This window comes from Novosphingobium rosa NBRC 15208, assembly GCF_001598555.1.
Classification (GTDB): Bacteria; Pseudomonadota; Alphaproteobacteria; order Sphingomonadales; family Sphingomonadaceae; genus Novosphingobium; species Novosphingobium rosa.
Map to the genome: position 1 here is coordinate 21696 of NZ_BCZE01000045.1, position 19404 is coordinate 41099.

General features: G+C 64.5%; 16 protein-coding genes and 1 pseudogene. 1 reads left to right on the forward strand and 16 read right to left on the reverse strand.

From position 1 onward, the window contains the following. Nucleotides 1-3: 3 nt before the first annotated feature. The 10 genes and pseudogenes from nuoI to SR3_RS17615 form a co-directional block, all read right to left on the reverse strand. Nucleotides 4-489 (reverse strand): NADH-quinone oxidoreductase subunit NuoI, encoded by a 486-nt coding sequence (gene nuoI, locus SR3_RS17570; RefSeq protein ID WP_068089104.1) that lies wholly within the window; start codon nucleotides 487-489, stop codon nucleotides 4-6. Further along, nucleotides 486-1505 carry an NADH-quinone oxidoreductase subunit NuoH gene (gene nuoH, locus SR3_RS17575; protein ID WP_407668174.1) on the reverse strand — a complete coding sequence of 340 codons (1020 nt, stop codon included), beginning with the start codon at nucleotides 1503-1505 and terminating at the stop codon, nucleotides 486-488. The genes nuoI and nuoH overlap by 4 nt, the downstream gene beginning before the upstream one ends. Nucleotides 1506-1546: 41 nt before the next feature. Continuing rightward, nucleotides 1547-3562, reverse strand: coding sequence for an NADH-quinone oxidoreductase subunit NuoG (gene nuoG / locus SR3_RS17580; RefSeq protein ID WP_068089111.1), 2016 nt, complete (start codon nucleotides 3560-3562; stop codon nucleotides 1547-1549). Continuing rightward, on the reverse strand, nucleotides 3562-4857 hold the full coding sequence (gene nuoF, locus SR3_RS17585; RefSeq protein WP_068089113.1) for an NADH-quinone oxidoreductase subunit NuoF: 1296 nt from the start codon (nucleotides 4855-4857) through the stop codon (nucleotides 3562-3564). The genes nuoG and nuoF overlap by 1 nt, the downstream gene beginning before the upstream one ends. Nucleotides 4858-4860: 3 nt before the next feature. Further along, nucleotides 4861-5529 (reverse strand): NADH-quinone oxidoreductase subunit NuoE, encoded by a 669-nt coding sequence (gene nuoE / locus SR3_RS17590; protein WP_068089116.1) that lies wholly within the window; start codon nucleotides 5527-5529, stop codon nucleotides 4861-4863. Continuing rightward, nucleotides 5529-5879: a nuclear transport factor 2 family protein gene (locus SR3_RS17595; RefSeq protein ID WP_068089119.1), complete on the reverse strand. Its 351-nt coding sequence runs from the start codon at nucleotides 5877-5879 to the stop codon at nucleotides 5529-5531. The genes nuoE and SR3_RS17595 overlap by 1 nt, the downstream gene beginning before the upstream one ends. Further along, complete coding sequence (locus SR3_RS17600; RefSeq protein ID WP_068089122.1) at nucleotides 5876-7090, reverse strand: NADH-quinone oxidoreductase subunit D; 1215 nt, start codon at nucleotides 7088-7090, stop codon at nucleotides 5876-5878. Before SR3_RS17600 ends, SR3_RS17595 begins: the two co-directional genes overlap by 4 nt. Nucleotides 7091-7104: 14 nt before the next feature. After that, nucleotides 7105-7716, reverse strand: a pseudogene (locus SR3_RS17605) (NADH-quinone oxidoreductase subunit C); the annotation flags it as partial. A gap of 12 nt (nucleotides 7717-7728) precedes the next feature. Then, entirely contained in the window at nucleotides 7729-8283 is a 555-nt protein-coding gene (locus SR3_RS17610) for a NuoB/complex I 20 kDa subunit family protein (RefSeq protein WP_068089213.1), read from the reverse strand. A gap of 26 nt (nucleotides 8284-8309) precedes the next feature. After that, nucleotides 8310-8684 carry an NADH-quinone oxidoreductase subunit A gene (locus SR3_RS17615; RefSeq protein ID WP_068089128.1) on the reverse strand — a complete coding sequence of 125 codons (375 nt, stop codon included), beginning with the start codon at nucleotides 8682-8684 and terminating at the stop codon, nucleotides 8310-8312. Between the two features lie 261 nt (nucleotides 8685-8945). Here SR3_RS17615 and SR3_RS17620 point away from each other — a divergent pair, with 261 nt between their 5' ends. Continuing rightward, the gene (locus tag SR3_RS17620) at nucleotides 8946-10133 is read left to right on the forward strand and encodes an acetyl-CoA C-acyltransferase (protein ID WP_068089131.1); all 1188 of its coding nucleotides are present in this window, start codon (nucleotides 8946-8948) and stop codon (nucleotides 10131-10133) included. Nucleotides 10134-10404: 271 nt separating this feature from the next. Here SR3_RS17620 and SR3_RS17625 read toward each other — a convergent pair whose 3' ends face one another. From SR3_RS17625 to SR3_RS17650, 6 genes are all read right to left on the reverse strand, one after another. Then, nucleotides 10405-10902: an SH3 domain-containing protein gene (locus SR3_RS17625; protein WP_245653969.1), complete on the reverse strand. Its 498-nt coding sequence runs from the start codon at nucleotides 10900-10902 to the stop codon at nucleotides 10405-10407. Between the two features lie 93 nt (nucleotides 10903-10995). Beyond that, entirely contained in the window at nucleotides 10996-12402 is a 1407-nt protein-coding gene (locus SR3_RS17630; protein ID WP_068089136.1) for an NAD(P)H-dependent flavin oxidoreductase, read from the reverse strand. Between the two features lie 11 nt (nucleotides 12403-12413). Beyond that, entirely contained in the window at nucleotides 12414-14066 is a 1653-nt protein-coding gene (gene bla, locus SR3_RS32750; RefSeq protein ID WP_084455682.1) for a class A beta-lactamase, read from the reverse strand. Next, a complete protein-coding gene (gene prfB, locus SR3_RS17640; protein ID WP_068089139.1) occupies nucleotides 14066-15193 on the reverse strand; it encodes a peptide chain release factor 2 in 1128 nt (375 codons plus the stop codon). The genes bla and prfB overlap by 1 nt, the downstream gene beginning before the upstream one ends. A gap of 330 nt (nucleotides 15194-15523) precedes the next feature. Then, on the reverse strand, nucleotides 15524-18115 hold the full coding sequence (locus SR3_RS17645; protein ID WP_068089142.1) for a penicillin-binding protein 1A: 2592 nt from the start codon (nucleotides 18113-18115) through the stop codon (nucleotides 15524-15526). A 98-nt stretch (nucleotides 18116-18213) separates the two neighbouring features. Beyond that, nucleotides 18214-19263 carry an N-acetylmuramoyl-L-alanine amidase family protein gene (locus SR3_RS17650; protein ID WP_245653970.1) on the reverse strand — a complete coding sequence of 350 codons (1050 nt, stop codon included), beginning with the start codon at nucleotides 19261-19263 and terminating at the stop codon, nucleotides 18214-18216. Nucleotides 19264-19404: the final 141 nt, after the last annotated feature.

Consider the following 19404-nt stretch of genomic DNA (forward strand, 5'->3'; position numbering starts at 1 on the left):
CCCTTAACGATAGGGCGCATCGGCTTCAAGGTTCGCGGCAATCGCCCGCTCCCACTTGTCGCCGTTGGCCAGAAGTTTCGCCTTGTCATAGAGCAGTTCTTCGCGCGATTCCGTCGCGTATTCGAAGTTCGGCCCCTCGACCACGGCATCGACCGGGCAGGCTTCCTGGCAGAAGCCGCAGAAGATGCACTTGGTCATGTCGATATCGTAGCGCGTGGTGCGGCGGCTGCCATCATCGCGCGGCTGCGATTCAATGGTGATCGCCTGAGCGGGGCACACGGCCTCGCACAGCTTGCAGGCGATGCAGCGCTCTTCCCCGTTGGGGTAGCGGCGCAGCGCATGCTCACCACGGAAACGCGGCGAAAGCGGGTTCTTCTCGAAAGGATAGTTGATGGTCGCCTTGGGCTTGAAGAAATACTTCAAGGTCAAGGTGTGAGCCTTCACGAACTCCCAGAGGGTGAAGCTCTTGACGAGCTGAGCGACTGTCATGCGAAGTGCCCCGTTGCCATCAGCCAACCGCTGACGAGAAAGACGAAGAAGAGCGAAACCGGCAGGAAGACCTTCCAGCCCAGGCGCATCAGCTGATCATAGCGATAGCGCGGGACGGTGGCCTTGACCCAGCTGAACACGAAGAAGCCGAAAGCGATCTTGAGCAGCAGCCAGATGATGCCGGGCACGGCGTAAAGGATGGGGATTTCCAGCGGCGGCAGGTAACCGCCCCAGAACAGCGTGGCATTGAGCGCGCACATCAGCAGCACGTTGCCATATTCGCCGAGCCAGAACAGCGCGAAGGCCATCGAGGAATATTCGGTCTGGTAACCGGCGACGAGTTCCGATTCAGCCTCGGCCAGATCGAAAGGCGCGCGCTGGGTTTCGGCCATGCCGGAAATCAGGAACATCACCCACATCGGGAACAGCAGCGGGTTGAACGCGAAGCCGTTGAAGAAGCCGAGGACATGGCCCTTCTGCGCCTGAACGATGGTGTCCATGTTGAACGAACCCGCCCACAGCACCACGCAGATCAGGATGAAGCCGATGGAGACTTCATAGGAGATCATCTGGGCCGAGGCGCGCATCGCCGAGAAGAAGGGATACTTCGAGTTCGACGCCCAACCGGCCATGATCGTGCCGTAAACACCCAGCGAGGAGATCGCGAGAATATACAGCAGGCCGACATTGATGTTGGCCAGAATGGCGTTGGAATTGAAGGGGATCACCGCCCAGGCCAGCAGCGCCACCGTGAAGGTGACGATGGGGCCGATCAGGAACAGGCCCTTGTTGGCGGCGGTCGGGATGATGGTTTCCTGCAGGAACACCTTCAGACCGTCCGCGAAGGACTGCAGCAGACCGAGCGGGCCGACCACGTTGGGACCACGGCGCAGCGCCATGGCGGCCCAGATCTTGCGGTCGACGTAAATCACCATGGCGACCGAGAGCATCACCGGCAGACAGATGGCCAGAATGCAGACAACGGTGGCGATCAGAAAGGCCAGATCATGGCCCATCCCCCAGCTTTCGAAAAGCTGGGTCGGGGGTCGGAAAAAGCTCATTCTGCGGCCTCCGCCTGGATCTCGCCGTGCAGCAGTTCAGCCGAGCAACGCTGAAGCGTCTCGCTGGCCCGCGCGATCGGGTTGGTCAGATAGAAATCGGCGATGGGATAGGCGATCTCGCCGGCAGCCTCGCCGCCACCGGCGGGCAGAGCGCCGTAATCGGCCAGACCTTCCTCACCGAAAGCGGCGTTTTCAGCCACCAGCGCGCCACGCAGCTCGGCAAAGCTGTCGAAACCGATGTTCACGCCGAAGGCATCGGCCAGAGCGCGCAGGATCGTCCAATCCTCGCGGGCCTGGCCCGGAGCGAAGACGGCACGCTCGCCATACTGCACCCGGCCCTCGGTGTTGACATAGGTGCCGTCCTTCTCGGTGAAGGCGGCGGCGGGCAGGATGATGTCAGCGGCGTGAGCGCCCTTGTCACCATGATGGCCGATGTAGACGACCATGCTGTTCGCAAACTTGCTGTAATCCACCTCATCGGCGCCCAGCGAGAAGACCAGCTTCGGTGCGGCGGCGACCAGATCGGCGATGCCGCCCTTCTGGGCGTAACCCAGCATCAGACCGGCCATGCGGCTGGCGGCCATGTGCAGAACGTTGAAGCCGTTCCACACCGAACCGTCTTCCAGCGTGCGCACCAGATTGAACGTGGCGGAGAGCGACAGAGCCGCGCCCAGCGCGTTCCTGGCCAGAGCCGCACCGCCCAGAATGACCGCCGGACGCTGGGCAGCGCTCAGCGCATCGGCCACATGCTGCGGCAGGTTGTTCAGGATCGCGGCATCGGTGCCCAGGAATTCGGCCGGATAGGTCGTTTCCCATGCGGGGCCGATGATGAAGACCTTCGCGCCCTTCTTCGCCGCCTTGCGCAGGCGGACGTTGAGGAGCGGGGCTTCGTTGCGGATCTGGCTGCCGACGATTAGGATCGCGTCAGCGCTCTCGATGCCGGTGAAGGTGGTGTTGAAGTTCACCGCCGCCAGATTGGAGCAATCATAGGCGAGGCCCGTCTGACGGCCTTCCAGCAGATGCGAACCCAGCGCGTTCACCAGCTTCTTGGCGGCGAACATGGTCTCAGCATCGAGCAGATCACCGGCAATCGCGGCCACCGAAGCGCCCGGATTGATGCTGGCGACAGCATGCAGCGCCTCTTCCCAGCTTGCCACGGTCAGCTTGCCGTCGCGGCGGATCCAGGGGCGATCGAGGCGGCGCTTGGTCAGGCCTTCGACCTGATAGCGACCCTTGTCGCTCAGCCATTCCTCGTTCACGTCGTCGTTGTTGCGCGGCAGCACGCGCAGAACTTCGCGACCGCGCGCATCGATGCGGATGTTGGCGCCCGTGGCGTCCGACACGTCGATGCCCAGCGTCTTCTTCAGCTCCCAGGGGCGGGCTTCAAACGCGTAGGGACGCGAGGTCAGCGCGCCGACCGGGCACAGATCGATGACATTGGCCGACAGCTCATGCGCCGCGGCCTTTTCCAGATAGGTCGTGATCTGCATGTTTTCGCCGCGATACAGCGCGCCGATCTCATCCACACCCGCGATTTCCTCGCTGAAACGGACGCAGCGCGTGCACTGGATGCAGCGCGTCATCACCGTCTTGATCAGCGGGCCCATGTACTTCTCGGTCACCGCGCGCTTGTGCTCGTGGTAACGCGAGTGCCCACGGCCATAGGCCACGGACTGGTCCTGCAGATCGCATTCGCCGCCCTGATCGCAGATCGGGCAGTCGAGCGGATGGTTGATGAGGAGGAACTCCATCACCCCTTCACGCGCCTTCTTGACCATCTCGCTGTCGGTGCGGATCACCTGACCCTCGGCAGCGGGCAGCGCGCAGGAGGCCTGCGGCTTGGGCGGTCCGGGCTTCACCTCGACCAGGCACATGCGGCAGTTGCCGGCGATGCTCAGGCGCTCGTGATAGCAGAAGCGGGGGATTTCCTTGCCGGCCAGCTCGCAGGCCTGCAGGACGGTGGCGCCCGCAGGAACTTCGAGTTCGACGCCGTCGACTGTTACCTTGGGCATTACTCGGCTGCCTCTTGCAGCGCACCGGCCTTGGCGGCGATGCGGCGTTCCATCTCGGGGCGGAAGTGCTTGATCAGGCCCTGGATCGGCCAGGCGGCCGCGTCACCCAGAGCGCAGATGGTGTGGCCTTCGACCTGCTTGGTCACGTTGAAGAGCATGTCGATTTCCTCGACATGCGCGTCGCCCGTGCGCATGCGCTCCATCACGCGCCACATCCAGCCGGTGCCTTCGCGGCAGGGGGTGCACTGGCCGCAGCTCTCATGCTTGTAGAAGTAGCTGATGCGGCTGATGGCGCGCACGATGTCGGTGGATTTGTCCATCACGATGATCGCGGCAGTCCCCAGACCCGAACCGACCGCCTTGAGGCCGTCGAAGTCCATCGGGCAGTCCATGATCTCGGCGGCAGGCACCAGCGGCACCGAGGAACCGCCGGGGATTACCGCCAGCAGATTGTCCCAACCGCCGCGAATGCCGCCGCAGTGCTTTTCGATCAGCTCGCGGAAGGAGATGCTCATCTCTTCCTCGACCACGCAGGGACGGTCGACGTGCCCGCTGATCTGGAAGAGCTTGGTGCCCTTGTTGTTTTCGCGGCCGAAGCTGGCGAACCAGCCAGCGCCACGGCGCAGGATGGTGGGCGCCACGGCGATCGATTCCACATTGTTCACCGTGGTGGGGCAGCCGTAGAGGCCAGCACCGGCAGGGAACGGAGGCTTCAGACGGGGCTGGCCCTTCTTCCCCTCAAGGCTTTCGATCATCGCGGTTTCTTCGCCGCAGATGTAGGCGCCCGCGCCGCGATGGACGAAAACGTCGTAATCGTAACCCGAACCGCAGGCGTTCTTGCCGATCAGCCCGGCCTCATAGGCCTCGGCCACGGCGGCGAACATGGTTTCGGCTTCGCGGATGTATTCGCCGCGAATGTAGATGTAGGCCGCGCGGGCCCCCATCGCGAAACCGGCGACCAGCGCGCCCTCGATCAGCTTGTGCGGATCGTGGCGCAGGATCTCGCGGTCCTTGCACGAGCCGGGCTCGGATTCGTCGGCGTTGATGACCAGGAAGCTGGGACGACCGTCGCGGCTTTCCTTGGGCATGAAGGACCACTTCATGCCGGTGGGGAAGCCGGCGCCGCCACGCCCGCGCAGACCCGAGTCCTTCATCTCCTGGATGATGCCGTCACGGCCCTTTTCCAGCAGCGCCTTGGTGTTGTCCCAGTCACCGCGCTTGCGGGCGGCGTCCAGGTTCCACGGCTGATAGCCGTAGAGGTTGGTGAAAATGCGATCCTTGTCCTGCAGGGCCATGACTTACCACTCCCCTCGGTAATCGTGATTGTCGCCAACCATCGCGGTTAGGTTCGACAGCGCGCCAGCGGGCTCCACCGTGTGGCGGCCCGGCTCCTGCGTGCCGGCCTTGGGCGTTTCGCCGCGCGCCAGCGCGTCGAGCACCTTGTCCAGACGCTCGGTGGTGAGGTCTTCGTAATTGTCGTCATTGATCTGCACCATCGGCGCCGACGAGCAATTGCCCATGCATTCCACCTCGGTGAAGCTCCAGAGGCCATCGTCGCTGATGTGCCCGGCCTTCATGCCACGCTTGTGACAGGCGGTGATCAGATCGTCCGATCCGCGCAGCATGCAGGGCGTCGTGCCGCAGACCTGCACGTGATAACGGCCCACCGGGACCAGATTGTACATGGTGTAGAAGGTGGCGACCTCGACCACGCGGATGATCGGCATGTCGAGATACTTCGCGACATACTCCATCACCGGGATCGGCAGCCAACCCTGCGTGTTGGTCTCGGCGCCGACCTGGCGCTGGGCCAGATCGAGCAGCGGCATCACCGCCGAGCGCTGGCGCCCTTCGGGATAGCGCGCGACAACGACCTTGGCCTGGGCCGCATTGGCCTCGGTCCAGGCGAAATTCCCCCAGCGCGCGCGCAGCTCGGGGGTATCGGGTTCAAGATGACGATCAGCCATTAGCGGATGAACTCCACGCGAGAGCACTTGTCGCCCTCGAACGAATAGACGGCGATGACCTCGAAAGGCTCGACCAGCGGCGAACCGTCGCTGGCGGGCCCACGCGTCACATATTCGCGCATCAGGACATAATTGCCGATGTCCTGCTTGTGGCGGACTTCGGCGCGGTTTTCCGGCCATTTCACGAAAGCGGCGGCCAGACCCGTGCGGGTGCCTTCCTTGCCTTCGCGCACCACATCGCCGCGGTAGCCAGCCTCGCTGGCGTCCTCGGTCATGTAGCTGACGTAGAGGTCGGCATCCTGCGCGTTATAGGCGGCCAGCATCGCCTCGGCGGTTGCGAGGTTGCTCAACGGTCGCACTCCCCGAACACGATGTCCATTGCGCCCAGAATGGCGGTGATGTCGGGCAGCATGTGGCCCTTGGTCAGGAAGTCCATCGCCTGCAGGTGGCTGAAGGCCGTCGGGCGGATCTTGCAGCGATAGGGCTTGTTGCCGCCGTCGCTGACCAGATAGACGCCGAATTCGCCCTTGGGGCTTTCCGTCGCCACATAGACCTCGCCGGCGGGCACGTGGAAGCCTTCGGTGTAGAGCTTGAAGTGGTGGATCAGGCTTTCCATCGATTGCTTCATCTCACCGCGCTTGGGCGGCGAAACCTTGCGGTCTTCGCTCTGGATCGGGCCTTCGGGCATTTCGGCCAGGCACTGCTTCATGATGCGCGCCGACTGACGCACTTCCTCGACACGCACCATCATGCGGTCATAGCAGTCGCCGCTGGTGCCGACGGGAATGTCGAAGTCCATGCGGTCATAGACGTCATAGGGCTGCGACTTGCGGATATCCCAGGGGATGCCCGAACCGCGCAGCATCGGGCCCGAGAAGCCCCACTTGAGCGCGTCTTCCTTGCTGACCACGCCGATGTCGACGTTGCGCTGCTTGAAGATGCGGTTGTCCACGAAGAGCGAGCAGGCATCGTCGAACAGCTCGACAAAGCGCTTGTCCAGCCACTCGCCGATGTCGACCAGCAGCTTGAGGGGCACATCCTGATGCACGCCGCCCGGACGGAAATAGGCCGAATGCATGCGGGCGCCCGAGGCGCGCTCGAAGAAGTTGAGGCAGTCCTCGCGGATTTCGAACATCCACAGCATGGGCGTCATCGCGCCCACGTCCATCACCTGCGAACCGATGTTCATCATGTGATTGCAGATGCGGGTCAGCTCGGCAAACAGCACGCGCAGATACTGGGCGCGCAGCGGCACTTCCACGTTCAGCAGCTTTTCCACCGCCAAAACGTAGCTGTGCTCCATGCCGAGCGGCGAACAATAGTCCAGCCGGTCGAAATAGGGCAGCGCCTGCAGATAGGTCTTGTGCTCGATCAGCTTCTCGGTGCCGCGATGCAGCAGGCCGATATGCGGATCGATACGCTCGACGATTTCACCATCCAGCTCGGTGACCATGCGCAGCACACCGTGGGCGGCAGGATGCTGGGGACCGAAGTTGATGGTGTAATTGGTGATGATCTGATCGCCGGTGGTCGGCGATTCTTCCAGGACAAGACCGGTCACTTGGCTTCTCCCTGTGCTTTCTCATCGCCGGGCAGCACGTATTCCGCGCCTTCCCAGGGGCTCATGAAGTCGAACTGACGCAGATCCTGGGCCAGCTTGACCGGCTCATAGACCACGCGCTGCTCTTCCTGCGAATAGCGCAGTTCCTGATAGCCCGTCAGCGGGAAGTCCTTGCGGAAGGGATGCCCCTCGAAGCCGTAGTCGGTCAGGATGCGACGCAGATCGTGGTTGCCCGCGAAGATCACGCCATACATGTCGAAGACTTCGCGCTCCAGCCAGCCCGCGACCGGCCACAGGCCCGTCACGGTCGGCACCGGCGTGTGCTCGGCGGCCGAAACCTTCACTAGCACGCGGTGGTTCGCGGTCAGCGAAAGCAGCATGTAGACCACCTCGAAGCGCTCGGCGCGATCGGGGTAATCCACACCGGCCATCTCCATCAGCTGCTGATAAGCATGCTGATCGCGCAGGATGGTCAGCGCCTCGACGATCTTGTCGCGCGCGATGGTCAGCACGATCTCGCCATGCTCCTCGCGCGCGGCGATCAGCAGGCCAGCCAGCGAGTCGCTCAGCTTGGCCAGCACGCCCTCATTCGAGGACCATTTGGGTGCGGCATGCACAACAGCCATAGTCTTAGCCCCTTAACGCTCGATCGTGCCGGTGCGGCGGATCTTGCGCTGCAACTGCATGATTCCATACAGCAGCGCCTCCGCGGTCGGCGGGCAACCGGGCACATAGATGTCCACGGGGACGATACGGTCGCAACCGCGCACCACGCTGTAGCTGTAGTGGTAGTAACCACCGCCATTGGCGCAGCTGCCCATCGAGATCACCCATTTGGGGTTCGACATCTGGTCATAGACCTTGCGCAGCGCCGGGGCCATCTTGTTGCACAGCGTGCCGGCCACGATCATCACGTCGCTCTGACGCGGGGACGCGCGCGGCGCGGCGCCGAAGCGCTCCATGTCATAGCGCGGCATGTTGACGTGGATCATTTCCACGGCGCAGCATGCCAGGCCAAAGGTCATCCACCACAAAGAGCCCGTGCGGGCCCAGTGGAAGAGATCCTCGGTGCTGGTGACCAGAAAACCCTTGTCCGACACTTCCTGAGACAGGTCCTTGAAGAAGGCCTGGTCGGGCGGCGTCACGGCGGGCGCCAGCGTCTGGGGGTTCATCAGGCGGCCATTGGCCCCCATGATGGGCTCAAGAGGATTGATGTTGCTCATTCCCAGTCCAGAGCTCCCTTCTTCCACGCATAGATGAAGCCGATCACCAGTTCGGCCAGGAACACCATCATGGTGGCCCAACCGGCCCAGCCGGTCTGCTTGAGGCTGACCGCCCAGGGAAACAGGAAGGCTGCTTCCAGGTCGAAGATGATGAAAAGAATGGCCACCAGATAGAATCGCACGTCGAACTGACTGCGCGGGTCTTCAAAAGTGGGGAAACCGCACTCATATTCCGAAAGCTTGTCAGCTTCCGGCTTATAGGAGCCGGTCAGACGGCCTACCAGCTGGGGCAGGAAAACGAATGCCGATGAGAGTCCCAGCGCGATAACCAGGAAAATCAGAATGGGCAGGTAGTGCGACAGGTCGACCAAGGAGCTGACTCGCATTTGTTTGTGGGTTGAGCGGGCCCTAGTACCGCTTGAGCCCATGCGCAAGTGGCGGAACCACCGCTAGCTGAACGAATATGCAACTTTGCCCCTTGTCCTTTCGTCCACCCTGCACGACCTTGGGGGTGGAATAGGTATGAATCGGTGCGGAGGCTTTCTGCGGGCTTTGTCACATAATTGCCGCACTGCACCCTTTATGCCTCTCCCCCCTAGGACGCTCAACTATCCTGAAAGGCACTGCCCCTCATGGCTGAGAATTCAGATCCCGTCGTCATCCTGTCCTTCGCCCGCACGCCCATCGGCGGGCTTCAGGGCGCGCTTGCCGATGTTCCTGCAACCCAGCTGGGCGCCACCGCCGTCAAGGCTGCTGTCGAGCGCTCGGGCGTGAATGCTGAAGAGATCGACCGCCTTTATATGGGCTGCGTGCTGCCCGCCGGCCTCGGCCAGGCCCCGGCCCGTCAGGCCGGCGTGCTGGGCGGCCTGCCCAAGTCGGTTCAGGCCACCACCGTCAACAAGGTCTGCGGCTCGGGCATGCAGACGGTCATCATGGGTTCCGAAGCGCTGGCCGCGGGCAGCATCGAATTCGTGGTCGCGGGCGGCATGGAAAGCATGACCAATGCGCCTTACCTGCTGAAAAAGCACCGCTCCGGCGCCCGCTTCGGGCATGACACGATCTATGACCATATGGCGCTCGACGGCCTGGAAGACGCCTATGAGAACGCCGCCATGGGCGCTTTCGCCCAGAACACCGCCGATGAGTACAAGCTGACCCGCGAGGGCATGGACGAGTACACCATCGAATCGCTGCGCCGCGCCAAGGCCGCGATCGAGAGCGGCGCCTTCGCCGAGGAAATCGTCCCCGTCACCATCAAGACCCGCGCCGGCGAGGTGGTGGTGGACACCGACGAGCAGCCCGGCAAGGGCCGCCCCGACAAGATCCCCACCCTGCGCGCCGCTTTCGCCAAGGATGGCACGATCACGGCGGCGTCCTCCTCGTCGATCTCGGACGGCGCTGCCGCCATGGTTCTCGCCCGCGCCAGCACGGCTGAAGCCAAGGGCCTGAAGCCCGTCGCCAGGCTGGTGGCCACCGCCGCCCACGCGCAGGAGCCCCGCGAGTTCACCATCGCCCCCGTCGGCGCGGTGAAGAAGGTGCTCGACAAGGCCGGCTGGAGCATCGATGACGTGGACCTGTTCGAGGTCAACGAGGCCTTTGCCTGCGTCGCCATGTTCGCGATGATCGATCTGGGCATCCCCCACGAGAAGATCAACGTCAACGGCGGCGCCACGGCGCTGGGCCACCCCATCGGCGCCTCGGGCGCGCGCATCATCACCACGCTGCTGGGCGCTCTGCGCAAGCGCGGGCTGAAGAAGGGCGTTGCCGCGCTGTGCATCGGTGGTGGCGAGGCGACGGCTGTTGCTGTTGAATTGATTTAAGTAGGAATAACGCAGGGGGCGTTACGCCCCCTGCACCCCCGTTACGTCTCCCGACCATACGGCAGTGGTTCCCAGAGGTTGCGCTGAACCTCTCCACCTGCGTGGCGCCAGGCGCCGCAGGCCATCACATTCATGATCGAAACGTTGCGCTGGCAAAGTCTGCCTGCGGCGCAGCGGCCTTGCGCCTTGGCCGAACCCGTGGCGCAACGAAGACATTCATGGGAGCGCGAGGGGGTAACCCCCTCGCATTTCACCTTTTTACCTTGAACCCTTAAGGCTGCCCGACACCCCAAAGCCGATCCTGCCGCACATACCCCACATGCCGGTCGATATCGAGCTTGCACCAGCCATTCCCGCAATCGCCCAGCTTGCCCACGGCGCCCGGAGCGATCTTCCACAGCAGCCCCGCCGAATCGCTGCCGCCCGAGCGCATCTCCGCAGGCCCACTCCCGCGCACCGAGGCCGTGCGTTCATTGCCGAGAAAATTGATCACCATCCAGCCGCGCACGCCGTCCGGGTCTTCCACGAAGCGCCAGTTTTCCTTGATGCGCAGGATTTTCACCGGGAGGTGGCGGCGGTGATAGACGAAGCGGATGCCGTAATCCTCGCCAGGGCCAACGCGCATGTTGACCTCATCAGCCTTCAGCGACTGCCAATAGGGCGGCTTGCGGTCGGGCGCGGCGGTCAGGGGAACGGCGTAATGCGCGGCCAGCACCAGAAGCGATGCGGCGGCGACGCGCGCGGCAGAAAACATGCGGGGGGATGACATGGGCTGCCTTGTAAGCGCAACAAAGCGCCAGCAGCAAGCCCTGACCTCAAGAGCAACCCGCTCCGGTTTGGACCGGAGCGGGTGCATGATCGATCAATCGCCGGTCAGGATGCGGTCGACGAGTTGCTTCACCGTAGGAGTGAAGTTGTTGGAATAGAACGGATCCTGCTTGAAGCGATAGGCCGCGTGGCCCGCGAACATCAGGTTCTGCTCGACATCGCCGCCATGGGCGATGTCCTGCAGCGTCTTCTGGATGCAGAAGCTGCGCGGATCGGCCAGGCGACCGGTCGACCAGTCGTCATGGTCCTTCCAGGCCGAGAAGCCGCAATGCGAGAGGCAGCCCATGCAATCGGCCTGATCCTTGCGGATCACGGTGCGCGTGTCGGGGGTGACGAAGACCACCGTATCGTCAGGGGTACGCAGCGCCTCGGTGTAGCCTTGGCCAACCCAGCCGCGTGCACGTTCACGGTCGCAGGGCGTGACCCAGAAGTTCTTGCCCTTCACGCCCACATCGAGCTGCACCGTGTGATCGCCCGCTTCCACCTTGGAATAGGGGATCTGGCGCTGGCTGCGGGCCTCAAGGTCCAGCAGGAAGGGGTTCTTCACCGCCGAGGAATAGAAACCGGTGGGCGAAAACTTGTGCAGCAGCACGTCGCCCGGCTCCAGCGTGCGGAGGTGATCCTTCCACGCCTGGGGGATCGGGCTTTCCTCGGTCAGCAGCGGGCGGGTGCCGTACTGGAAGACAATGGCGCCCAGCTCGGGGTTGTCGATCCAGTTTTCCCACTCGCGCAGGAACCACACGCCGCCAGCCATCACGATGGGCACCGAATCGGGCACGCCCTCGGCGCGCATGGTTTCGCGCAGCTGCTTGACGCGGGGATAGGGATCCTGCGGCTTGGTGGGATCTTCGGCGTTGGAGAGACCGTTGTGGCCACCGGCCAGCCAGGGATCCTCGTAGACCACCGCCGCCATCAGATCCGCGACCTTGTGATAGGCGCGTTTCCACAGCGCGCGGAAAGCGCGGCCCGAGGAGACGATCGGCAGGTAATGCACGTTGAAGCGCGCCGCGATCTCGGACAGCTTATAGGGCATGCCCGCGCCGCAGGTGACGCCCGTCACCAGCCCACGCGTCTTTTCCAGCACGCCTTCCAGCACTTCCTGAGCGCCGCCCATTTCCCAGAGCACGTTGATGTTGATCGCGCCCTTGCCGCTGGCGATGTCATAGGCGCGGCGCACCTGCTCCACGGCGCCGTCGATGGCATAGCGGATCAGTTCGGCATGGCGGCCCTGACGGGTTAGCGCATGATAGATCTGCGGGATGAAATCGCCCTTGTCGTCATAGCTGTCGGCATTGACGGCCGAAACCGTTCCAATACCGCCTGCGGCCGCCCATGCGCCCGAACTCGCGTGGTTGGTGGCGGCAACCCCCTTGCCTCCCTCAACCAGCGGCCAGACCTCCCTACCCCCGTAGAGAATCGGCTGCAAACCCTTGAAACCCATTTGACTTTCTTTCACCCCTTGCCTGGAACAGTGCGCTGCGCCGGAGCTATCCCCATCCGGCACGCCTGCATCGAGGACGGAGCCGGCAAAGCGCCGGCGGCTTCAAATTCCGCGTAATACCCGGAAATCTCCGGCTTGCGAAGGAATTCCGTCAATCGATATCCGACGGCGGAAAATTCGCAGAACAGGCGACCCGGGGCGATACCATGACCAGCGTGGGGACCGCTGGCGACCACATCGCTGTCCACCACCACAATCTTCCCTCCGGCGCGCAGCGCAGGCCGCAGATACCAGAGGAAGGCATAGGGCTCGGACACTTCGTGGTACATATGGACCATGAAAATTCGGTCGAAACTGTCACGGGGCAAATGCGGATCGGCCTGCGCCCCGTGCTGGATCGAAACATTGTCGAGATTCTCGCGCGCCACGCGGTCGCCCAGCGCGGAGAGGCTGGCCGGATCGATATCCTCGGCCAGCACGCGCCCCTTCTTGCCGACACGCGCGGCAAGGCGCACGGTGTAATAGCCTTCGCCCGCGCCGATATCGGCCACGGTCATGGCTGGCGCGATCTTCGCCAGATCCATCACCGAGCGGGCCTCATCGTTGCGGTCACGCTCGGCTTCGGGGGCGTTTTCGGTGGAGAGGTGGGCGGTCTGATGCTCGGCGCGGGGAAAACCGCGCGCTTCGGGCGGGCGACCGGCATCCGGGTCCGCCTGCGCCTGATGGCAGGCCGCGAGCAAAGCCAGCGGCAGCAAGGCAGCGGTGTGCAGACGCATCAACCTCGGCCCTGCCCCATCCAGCGTTGCAGCGCCGTGCGGGCGGCCTGAGCGATGCGCGCTTCGGCGGCCGGGGTGATCTCGGCGTGAGGGCCAGCGACACGCAGGAAAGCGGTGGCGATCAGCGGCGCATGGCCAGGGGGGGCGCAGATAGGCCAGATCGATGCAATTGGCGGGGGCATCATCATAGGAGGCGGTGCCGGTCTTGTCGCCGGCCCACCAGCCCTGCGGCACGCCCGCGCGGATACGCTTGAGGCCGGTGGCGCTCTCATGCATCCAGTCCAGCAGCAGGGTGCGGTGAGGCGCCGTCAGCAGAGGGCCGGTCAGCAATGTGGCGACGGTGTGAGCCATGGCGCGAGGGGTGCTGGTGTTACGCACCTCGCCCAGGGGCACGCGGTTGAGGCTGGGCTCATTGGCGTCGAGGCGGGTGAAGGTGTCGCCCAGCGCGCGCCAGAAGGCAGTCAGCGCCTCCGGCCCGCCGGTGCGTTCCAGCAGCAGATTGGCCGCGGCATTGTCACTGTTGACCACGCTGACGCGGGCCAGATCCAGCACGCTCATGCCGGTGGAGAGATGCGCCTTGGTATCCGGCGTATGGCCCAGCGCGGCGACGAAAGCCTCGCCGTAGGTCACGTTCTGCGTGAGATCGATCCGTCCCTGCTGCGCCAGATGCAGCACATGGGCGGCAAGACTCAGCTTGAAGGAGGAGCACATGGCGAAACGCTCGTCCATGCGCTCGCCAAAGCCCTGACCAGTCGCCGTATCGAGCAGATAGAAGCCCAGCGTGCCGACATCGGCGGGGGCCTGGGCATCCGCCAGCGCAAGGCGCGGGAAAGCCGCCCCGGCGCCCAGCACCGCGGCAAGCCCCGCGCCGAACTGGCGGCGTTGCATCAATCCACGTCCTCGACGTCCACCTTGTCGCCCGTCACGCGCTGCGACAGGGCGGCGGCCATGAAGGGATCGAGCGCGCCATCCAGCACATCGTCGGGCGAGGTGCTGGTGACGCCGGTGCGCAGATCCTTCACCAGCTGATAGGGCTGGAGCACATAGGAACGGATCTGGTGGCCCCAACCGATCTCGGTCTTGGCGTTGTATTCGCTGTTGGTGGCGGCCTCGCGCTTGGCCAGCTCGGTCTCGTAGAGGCGCGCCTTCAGCATGTTCATCGCGGTGGCGCGATTCTTGTGCTGGCTGCGGTCGTTCTGCGAGGCGACGATGATGCCGCTGGGAACGTGGGTGATACGCACCGCCGAATCGGTGGTGTTCACGTGCTGACCACCCGCGCCCGAAGCGCGATAGGTATCGATCTTCAGATCCGCCGGGTTGATGTCGATCTCGATGTTGTCATCGACCACGGGATAGACCCAGATCGACGAGAACGACGTATGCCGACGCGCCGAGCTATCATAGGGGCTGATGCGGACCAGACGATGCACGCCGCTCTCGGTCTTGGCATAGCCGTAAGCGTTTTCGCCCTTGATGAGCAGCGTGGCGCTCTTGATGCCCGCCTGCTCGCCCGCGTGGTAATCGACCAGCTCGACCTTGTAGCCATGGCGCTCGGCCCAGCGGCTGTACATGCGCTGCAGCATCTCGGCCCAGTCCTGGCTCTCGGTGCCGCCCGCGCCCGCATGGACTTCGATGTAGGTGTCGCTGGCATCGGCCTCACCGGCCAGCAGCGCCTGCACCTTGTCATTGTCGGCGCGCTCGGCCAGCGCGGCCAGGGAGGAAAGCCCCTCGCCGATGGTGGCCTCGTCGCCCTCCATCTCGCCCAGCTCGATGAACTCGATGGCGTCGGCCATCTCCTGGCCGATGTAATTGACCGCGCCGATGCTGGCCTCCAGCCGGCGACGCTCCCGCATCACCGCCTCGGCCTCCTTGGGATTGTCCCAAAGCTTGGGATCTTCCACGCGCGCGTTCAGCTCGTCAAAGCGCCGCAGCGCACGGTCCCAGTCCAGGAACTTGCGGACGAGCGCCAACGCCGCCTCGATCCGGTCAATATGGGCCTGGCCCTCGGCACGCATGCTCACTCACTCCACCAGAGTTCAAGCTGTGGCGCGTTAGACTTATTGGTCGCAAAGTAAAGGGGTGGGAGGCAGGAAGGGGGAAAAGCGAGGGCCATCGCCCTCGCGCTCCCTTTACGTCTCCCGACGAAACGGCGATGGCGCCGAAGCGGTACGCGCCACCTCTCCACCTGCGCCACCTAAGGCGCCGCAGGCTCTAAAACCGCTGGTGCCAAGCTATCGATTTTGCCTGCGGCGCAGCGACGTCAGCTCTTTGGCCGAACCCGATGCGCAACGTAGACAGTAAAGGGAGCGCGAGGGCGATGGCCCTCGCATTTCTGCTTTAACCCCTTAATAAACCCCGCCTTGCTCCCCGGCGAAATTCCCGGAAGACCCTTGATCCGTCTTCCCGGCGTTCGCATTGAATCCGCGCCGGATCGCATCCAGCAGCTCCGCGCGTTTCGCCGCGACCTGCTCCTGACGCGTCACGCGGGTCGGTTCGGTTTCGGGCTTGAAGGCTTCCCAGATGGTTGCCGCCTTGGCCTCGTCGCTGGGGTCGCCGCCGAAGACGCGCTGGCCGGAAACGCGGTCGATCTTCACCATGCGCACGCCCGGCGGCATCAGGAAGGGCGTGTGATCCCAGCGATCGCGGGTGGCCATCACGAACTGGCGGAAGATCGGCGCGGCGAAGGTGCCGCCCTGCGCATAGCCGCCCAGCGACTTGGGCTGGTCATAGCCGAGGTAGACGCCGCCAACGATGCTGGGCGATCCACCCATGAACCACACATTGGTCGGCCCGGTGGTGGTGCCGGTCTTGCCAAAGAGCGGCAGGCCAAGATCGCGCAGCGCCACGCCGGTGCCGCGGGTGATCACGCCTTCCAGCATATGGACCACCTGATAGGCGGTGCGCGCGTCCAGCACCTGACGGCCGCGCTGGCTGAAGCGGGGCATGGGCTTGCCATCCCATTCCGGCATCGCGCAGCCGTTGCAGGCGCGCTCGTCGGCACGCCAGATGACCTTGCCGTTGCGGTCCTGAATGAAGTCGATCAGCGACTGGTCGTGCTGCAGGCCATTGTCGGCAAGGGCCGAATAGGCGTTGACCATCTGCGCCACCGTGGTCTCCCCCGCGCCCAGCGAGAAGGAGAGGTAGGGCTGGTAATTGCCGATGCCGACGCGCTTGATGGTGCTGACCACCTTGCTCATGCCGGTGTCATTGGCGATGTGGACGGTCATCAGATTGCGGGATTGCTCAAGGCCCCAGCGCATGGTGTGGATGCCGCCGCCGCCTTCATTGCCGAAGTTCTTGAAGCATTTGGTGCCGAGGCCCGCGCCCTGATCGACGCAGAAGCTCTGGTCGGGAACCATGGTGGCCGGGGTCATGCCATTGTCCAGCGCGGCGGCATAGACGAAGGGCTTGATGGTGGAGCCCACCTGCCGCTCGGCCTGCGTGGCGCGGTTGAAGCTGTCGAGCCCGAAGTCGAAGCCCCCCGCCATGGCCATCACGCGGCCGGTGCCGGGCTGCTCGACCATCATGCCGCCCGAAACGCCGGGGATGATGCGCAGGGCATAAACCCCATCGCTGGCGGGCGCGCTGGCCACCACATCGCCGACATGGACCTGCGCGAGGTCGCCGATCAGCGCGGCGGTGGAGCCATCGGTGAAGCCGATCTGGCCGTTGCCGCCGCCGCGCTTCAACACCAGACCGACGCGCCAGTCCTGATAGGCGATGCTCTTGTTGAGGCCGATCAGCTGGCCCTGCCAATGCTCCGGATCGATCTCGATATGAGCGATGGGGCCGTGCCAGCCCTTGCCCGACCAGTAGCGCAGCAGCCCGCCGCGCAGCGCATCCTGCGCCGATTTCTGCAATTCGCTGTCGAGCGAGGTGCGGACCCAGAGGCCACCGGCATAGACGCTGTTGGGGCTGTCCTCGGCGCTTTCGCCATACTGGTCCAGCAGGCGGCGGCGCACTTCCTCGACGAAATAGCCGACGGAGGGATCATAAGTGTCGCGCTTGGGCTGGGCGATGATGCCCAGCGGCTGAGCCTTGGCGGCCTCGGCCTCGGCGGCGGGGACGAAGCCGTTCTTGACCATCTGGTCCAGCACCCAGTTGCGGCGGGCGATGGCCTTGTCGGCGAATTTGGCGCGGCCATAGGTTTCGGGCGCCTTGGGCAGGATGGCGAGGAAGGCCGCCTCATGCAGCTGCAGATCGCCGACATCCTTGCCGAAATAGGCGCGCGAGGCGGCCTGCACGCCAAAGGCCTGACGGCCCAGCGGAATCTCGTTGAGGTAGAGTTCGAGGATCTGCTCCTTGCCCAGCACGCTTTCGATGCGGCGGGCCAGCAGCATTTCCTTCAGCTTGCGGCTGACGGAATATTCGTTGCCGATCAGGATGTTCTTGGCGACCTGCTGGGTGATGGTGGAGCCACCGCGCGCGCGCTCGCCCGAGCCGAATTTGGAAGCGTAATCCACCACCGCCTGCCCGAGGCCGATGAAATCCACGCCGCCATGATGGAAGAAATTCTTGTCCTCGGCAGAGAGGAAGGCGTTGATCATCGGCTTGGGGAAGTCGACGAAACGCAGCTGCACGCGCCGTTCGCGGGCATAGGAATAGATGATGCCGCCATCCGCGCCGCGCACCATGGTGGGCAGCGGCGGCTGATAGGTCAGCAGGCTGTCGGCGGAAGGCAGGTTGCGGATCACCGTCACCCAGACCAGCGCATAGGCCAGCACCAGCGCGCCCAGCCCATAGCCGCCAAGCCGCACCAGACGGCTGCGGCCCCATGCGTTGCGCAGGCCGCCCATGCCCGGCAGATGCGCGAAAGCCCGGCCCGTGGCGCTCAAGCCCCCGCGCAGACGGCCCAGAAAGCCCCCGGCCTTGCGGCGGATACGCAGGTGGTGGTCTTCGTCGCGCTCTGGATCGGGCGTGTTGGGCAGGTCAGGCATGATGGCTTTCGAAACTCTGGCCGCAAACTGGCCCGTTACCACAAACTTGCTTCTTGCCGCCCCCTAGCATGGCGAATGCGGCCAAGGCCAGCACAGCCTTAGGGAGCCGCCGCAACGCCGTTCTCGCGGGCGAAGTAGACGCGGATGGCCTGAGCCGTGGCTGCGGCGAAAGCCTCGCGCCCCTCGGGCGAGGCGAGGCGCACGCTGTCCTTCTGATTGGAAATATACCCCGCCTCGAACAGCACGGAGGGCACGTCCGGCGATTTCAGCACCACAAAGGCGGCCGATTGCAAGGGCCTGGCGCGGAAGTCGAATCGGTCCTTGCCCTCACGCAGGGCGAGTTCGGCGAAGCGGGTGGATTGCGCCCCGGCATGGCGCTGCGACAGGTCCACCAGAATGGCGCTGACCGCTGTGCTGGTGCCCGCCAGAGGCACGCCGCTGACCGTATCGGCGCGGTTTTCCCGCGCGGCGATGCGGCTGGCTTCCTGACTGCTGCCCCGGTCGGAGAGGGTGTAGAGCGTCGCTCCGCTGGCGTCCGCCGCCTCGGAACTGTCAGCGTGGATCGAGACGAAAAGGTCCGCCTTCAGCTGCCGCGCGATGCCGGAGCGTTCCTCCAGCATCAGATAGCGGTCGGTGTCGCGGGTCAGCGCCACGCGCACTCCGCCCGCCGCCAGCAATTTGTCACGCAGGGCCAGAGCGAGGGCCAGCGTAATGTCCTTTTCGCGCAAGGGGTGGCCCTTGTCATCGACGCCCGGCGCGCCGGGATCGTGCCCGCCATGGCCCGGATCGATCACCACCAGCGGACGGCTGGCATCGAGCGGCCCCTGCACCGGCGGCAGGCCCAGCGTGCCTCCGGCGGGCGGCAGGGCGATATGCAGCACATAGGCATGGCCTGCATCGGGCGGGGGCGCAAGAAAGCGCGAAGCCCCGAAAGCCCCCGCCAGCAGGGCGACAGGCGCCAGCAGCACAGCCGCGATCACAAACAGCAGGCGCTGCCGGGACGAGGGCTGGGGCGGCACGCCAGAAGACGCATCCTCAGCTTCGCCAGCCTGGTCCTCGGTGGCCTCCGGTGCTGGCTCGGACGTTTCTTCGGCAGGAACCGTCTGGTCCTCCGCGCTGCCCGGCTGTTCTTCTTCGCTGGATGTCACCTGAAAGCGTTCCGCACCACAACCCGTTTCGGGTCGCAACCCCTTTGTCTGAACACAGATTAGGCAAGTGCAGGCATCAGCGCAATGGGCTGGCCACCCCCTTCCACCTTCCCCGGCCCGCGCGCGACTCGCAAGACGCAT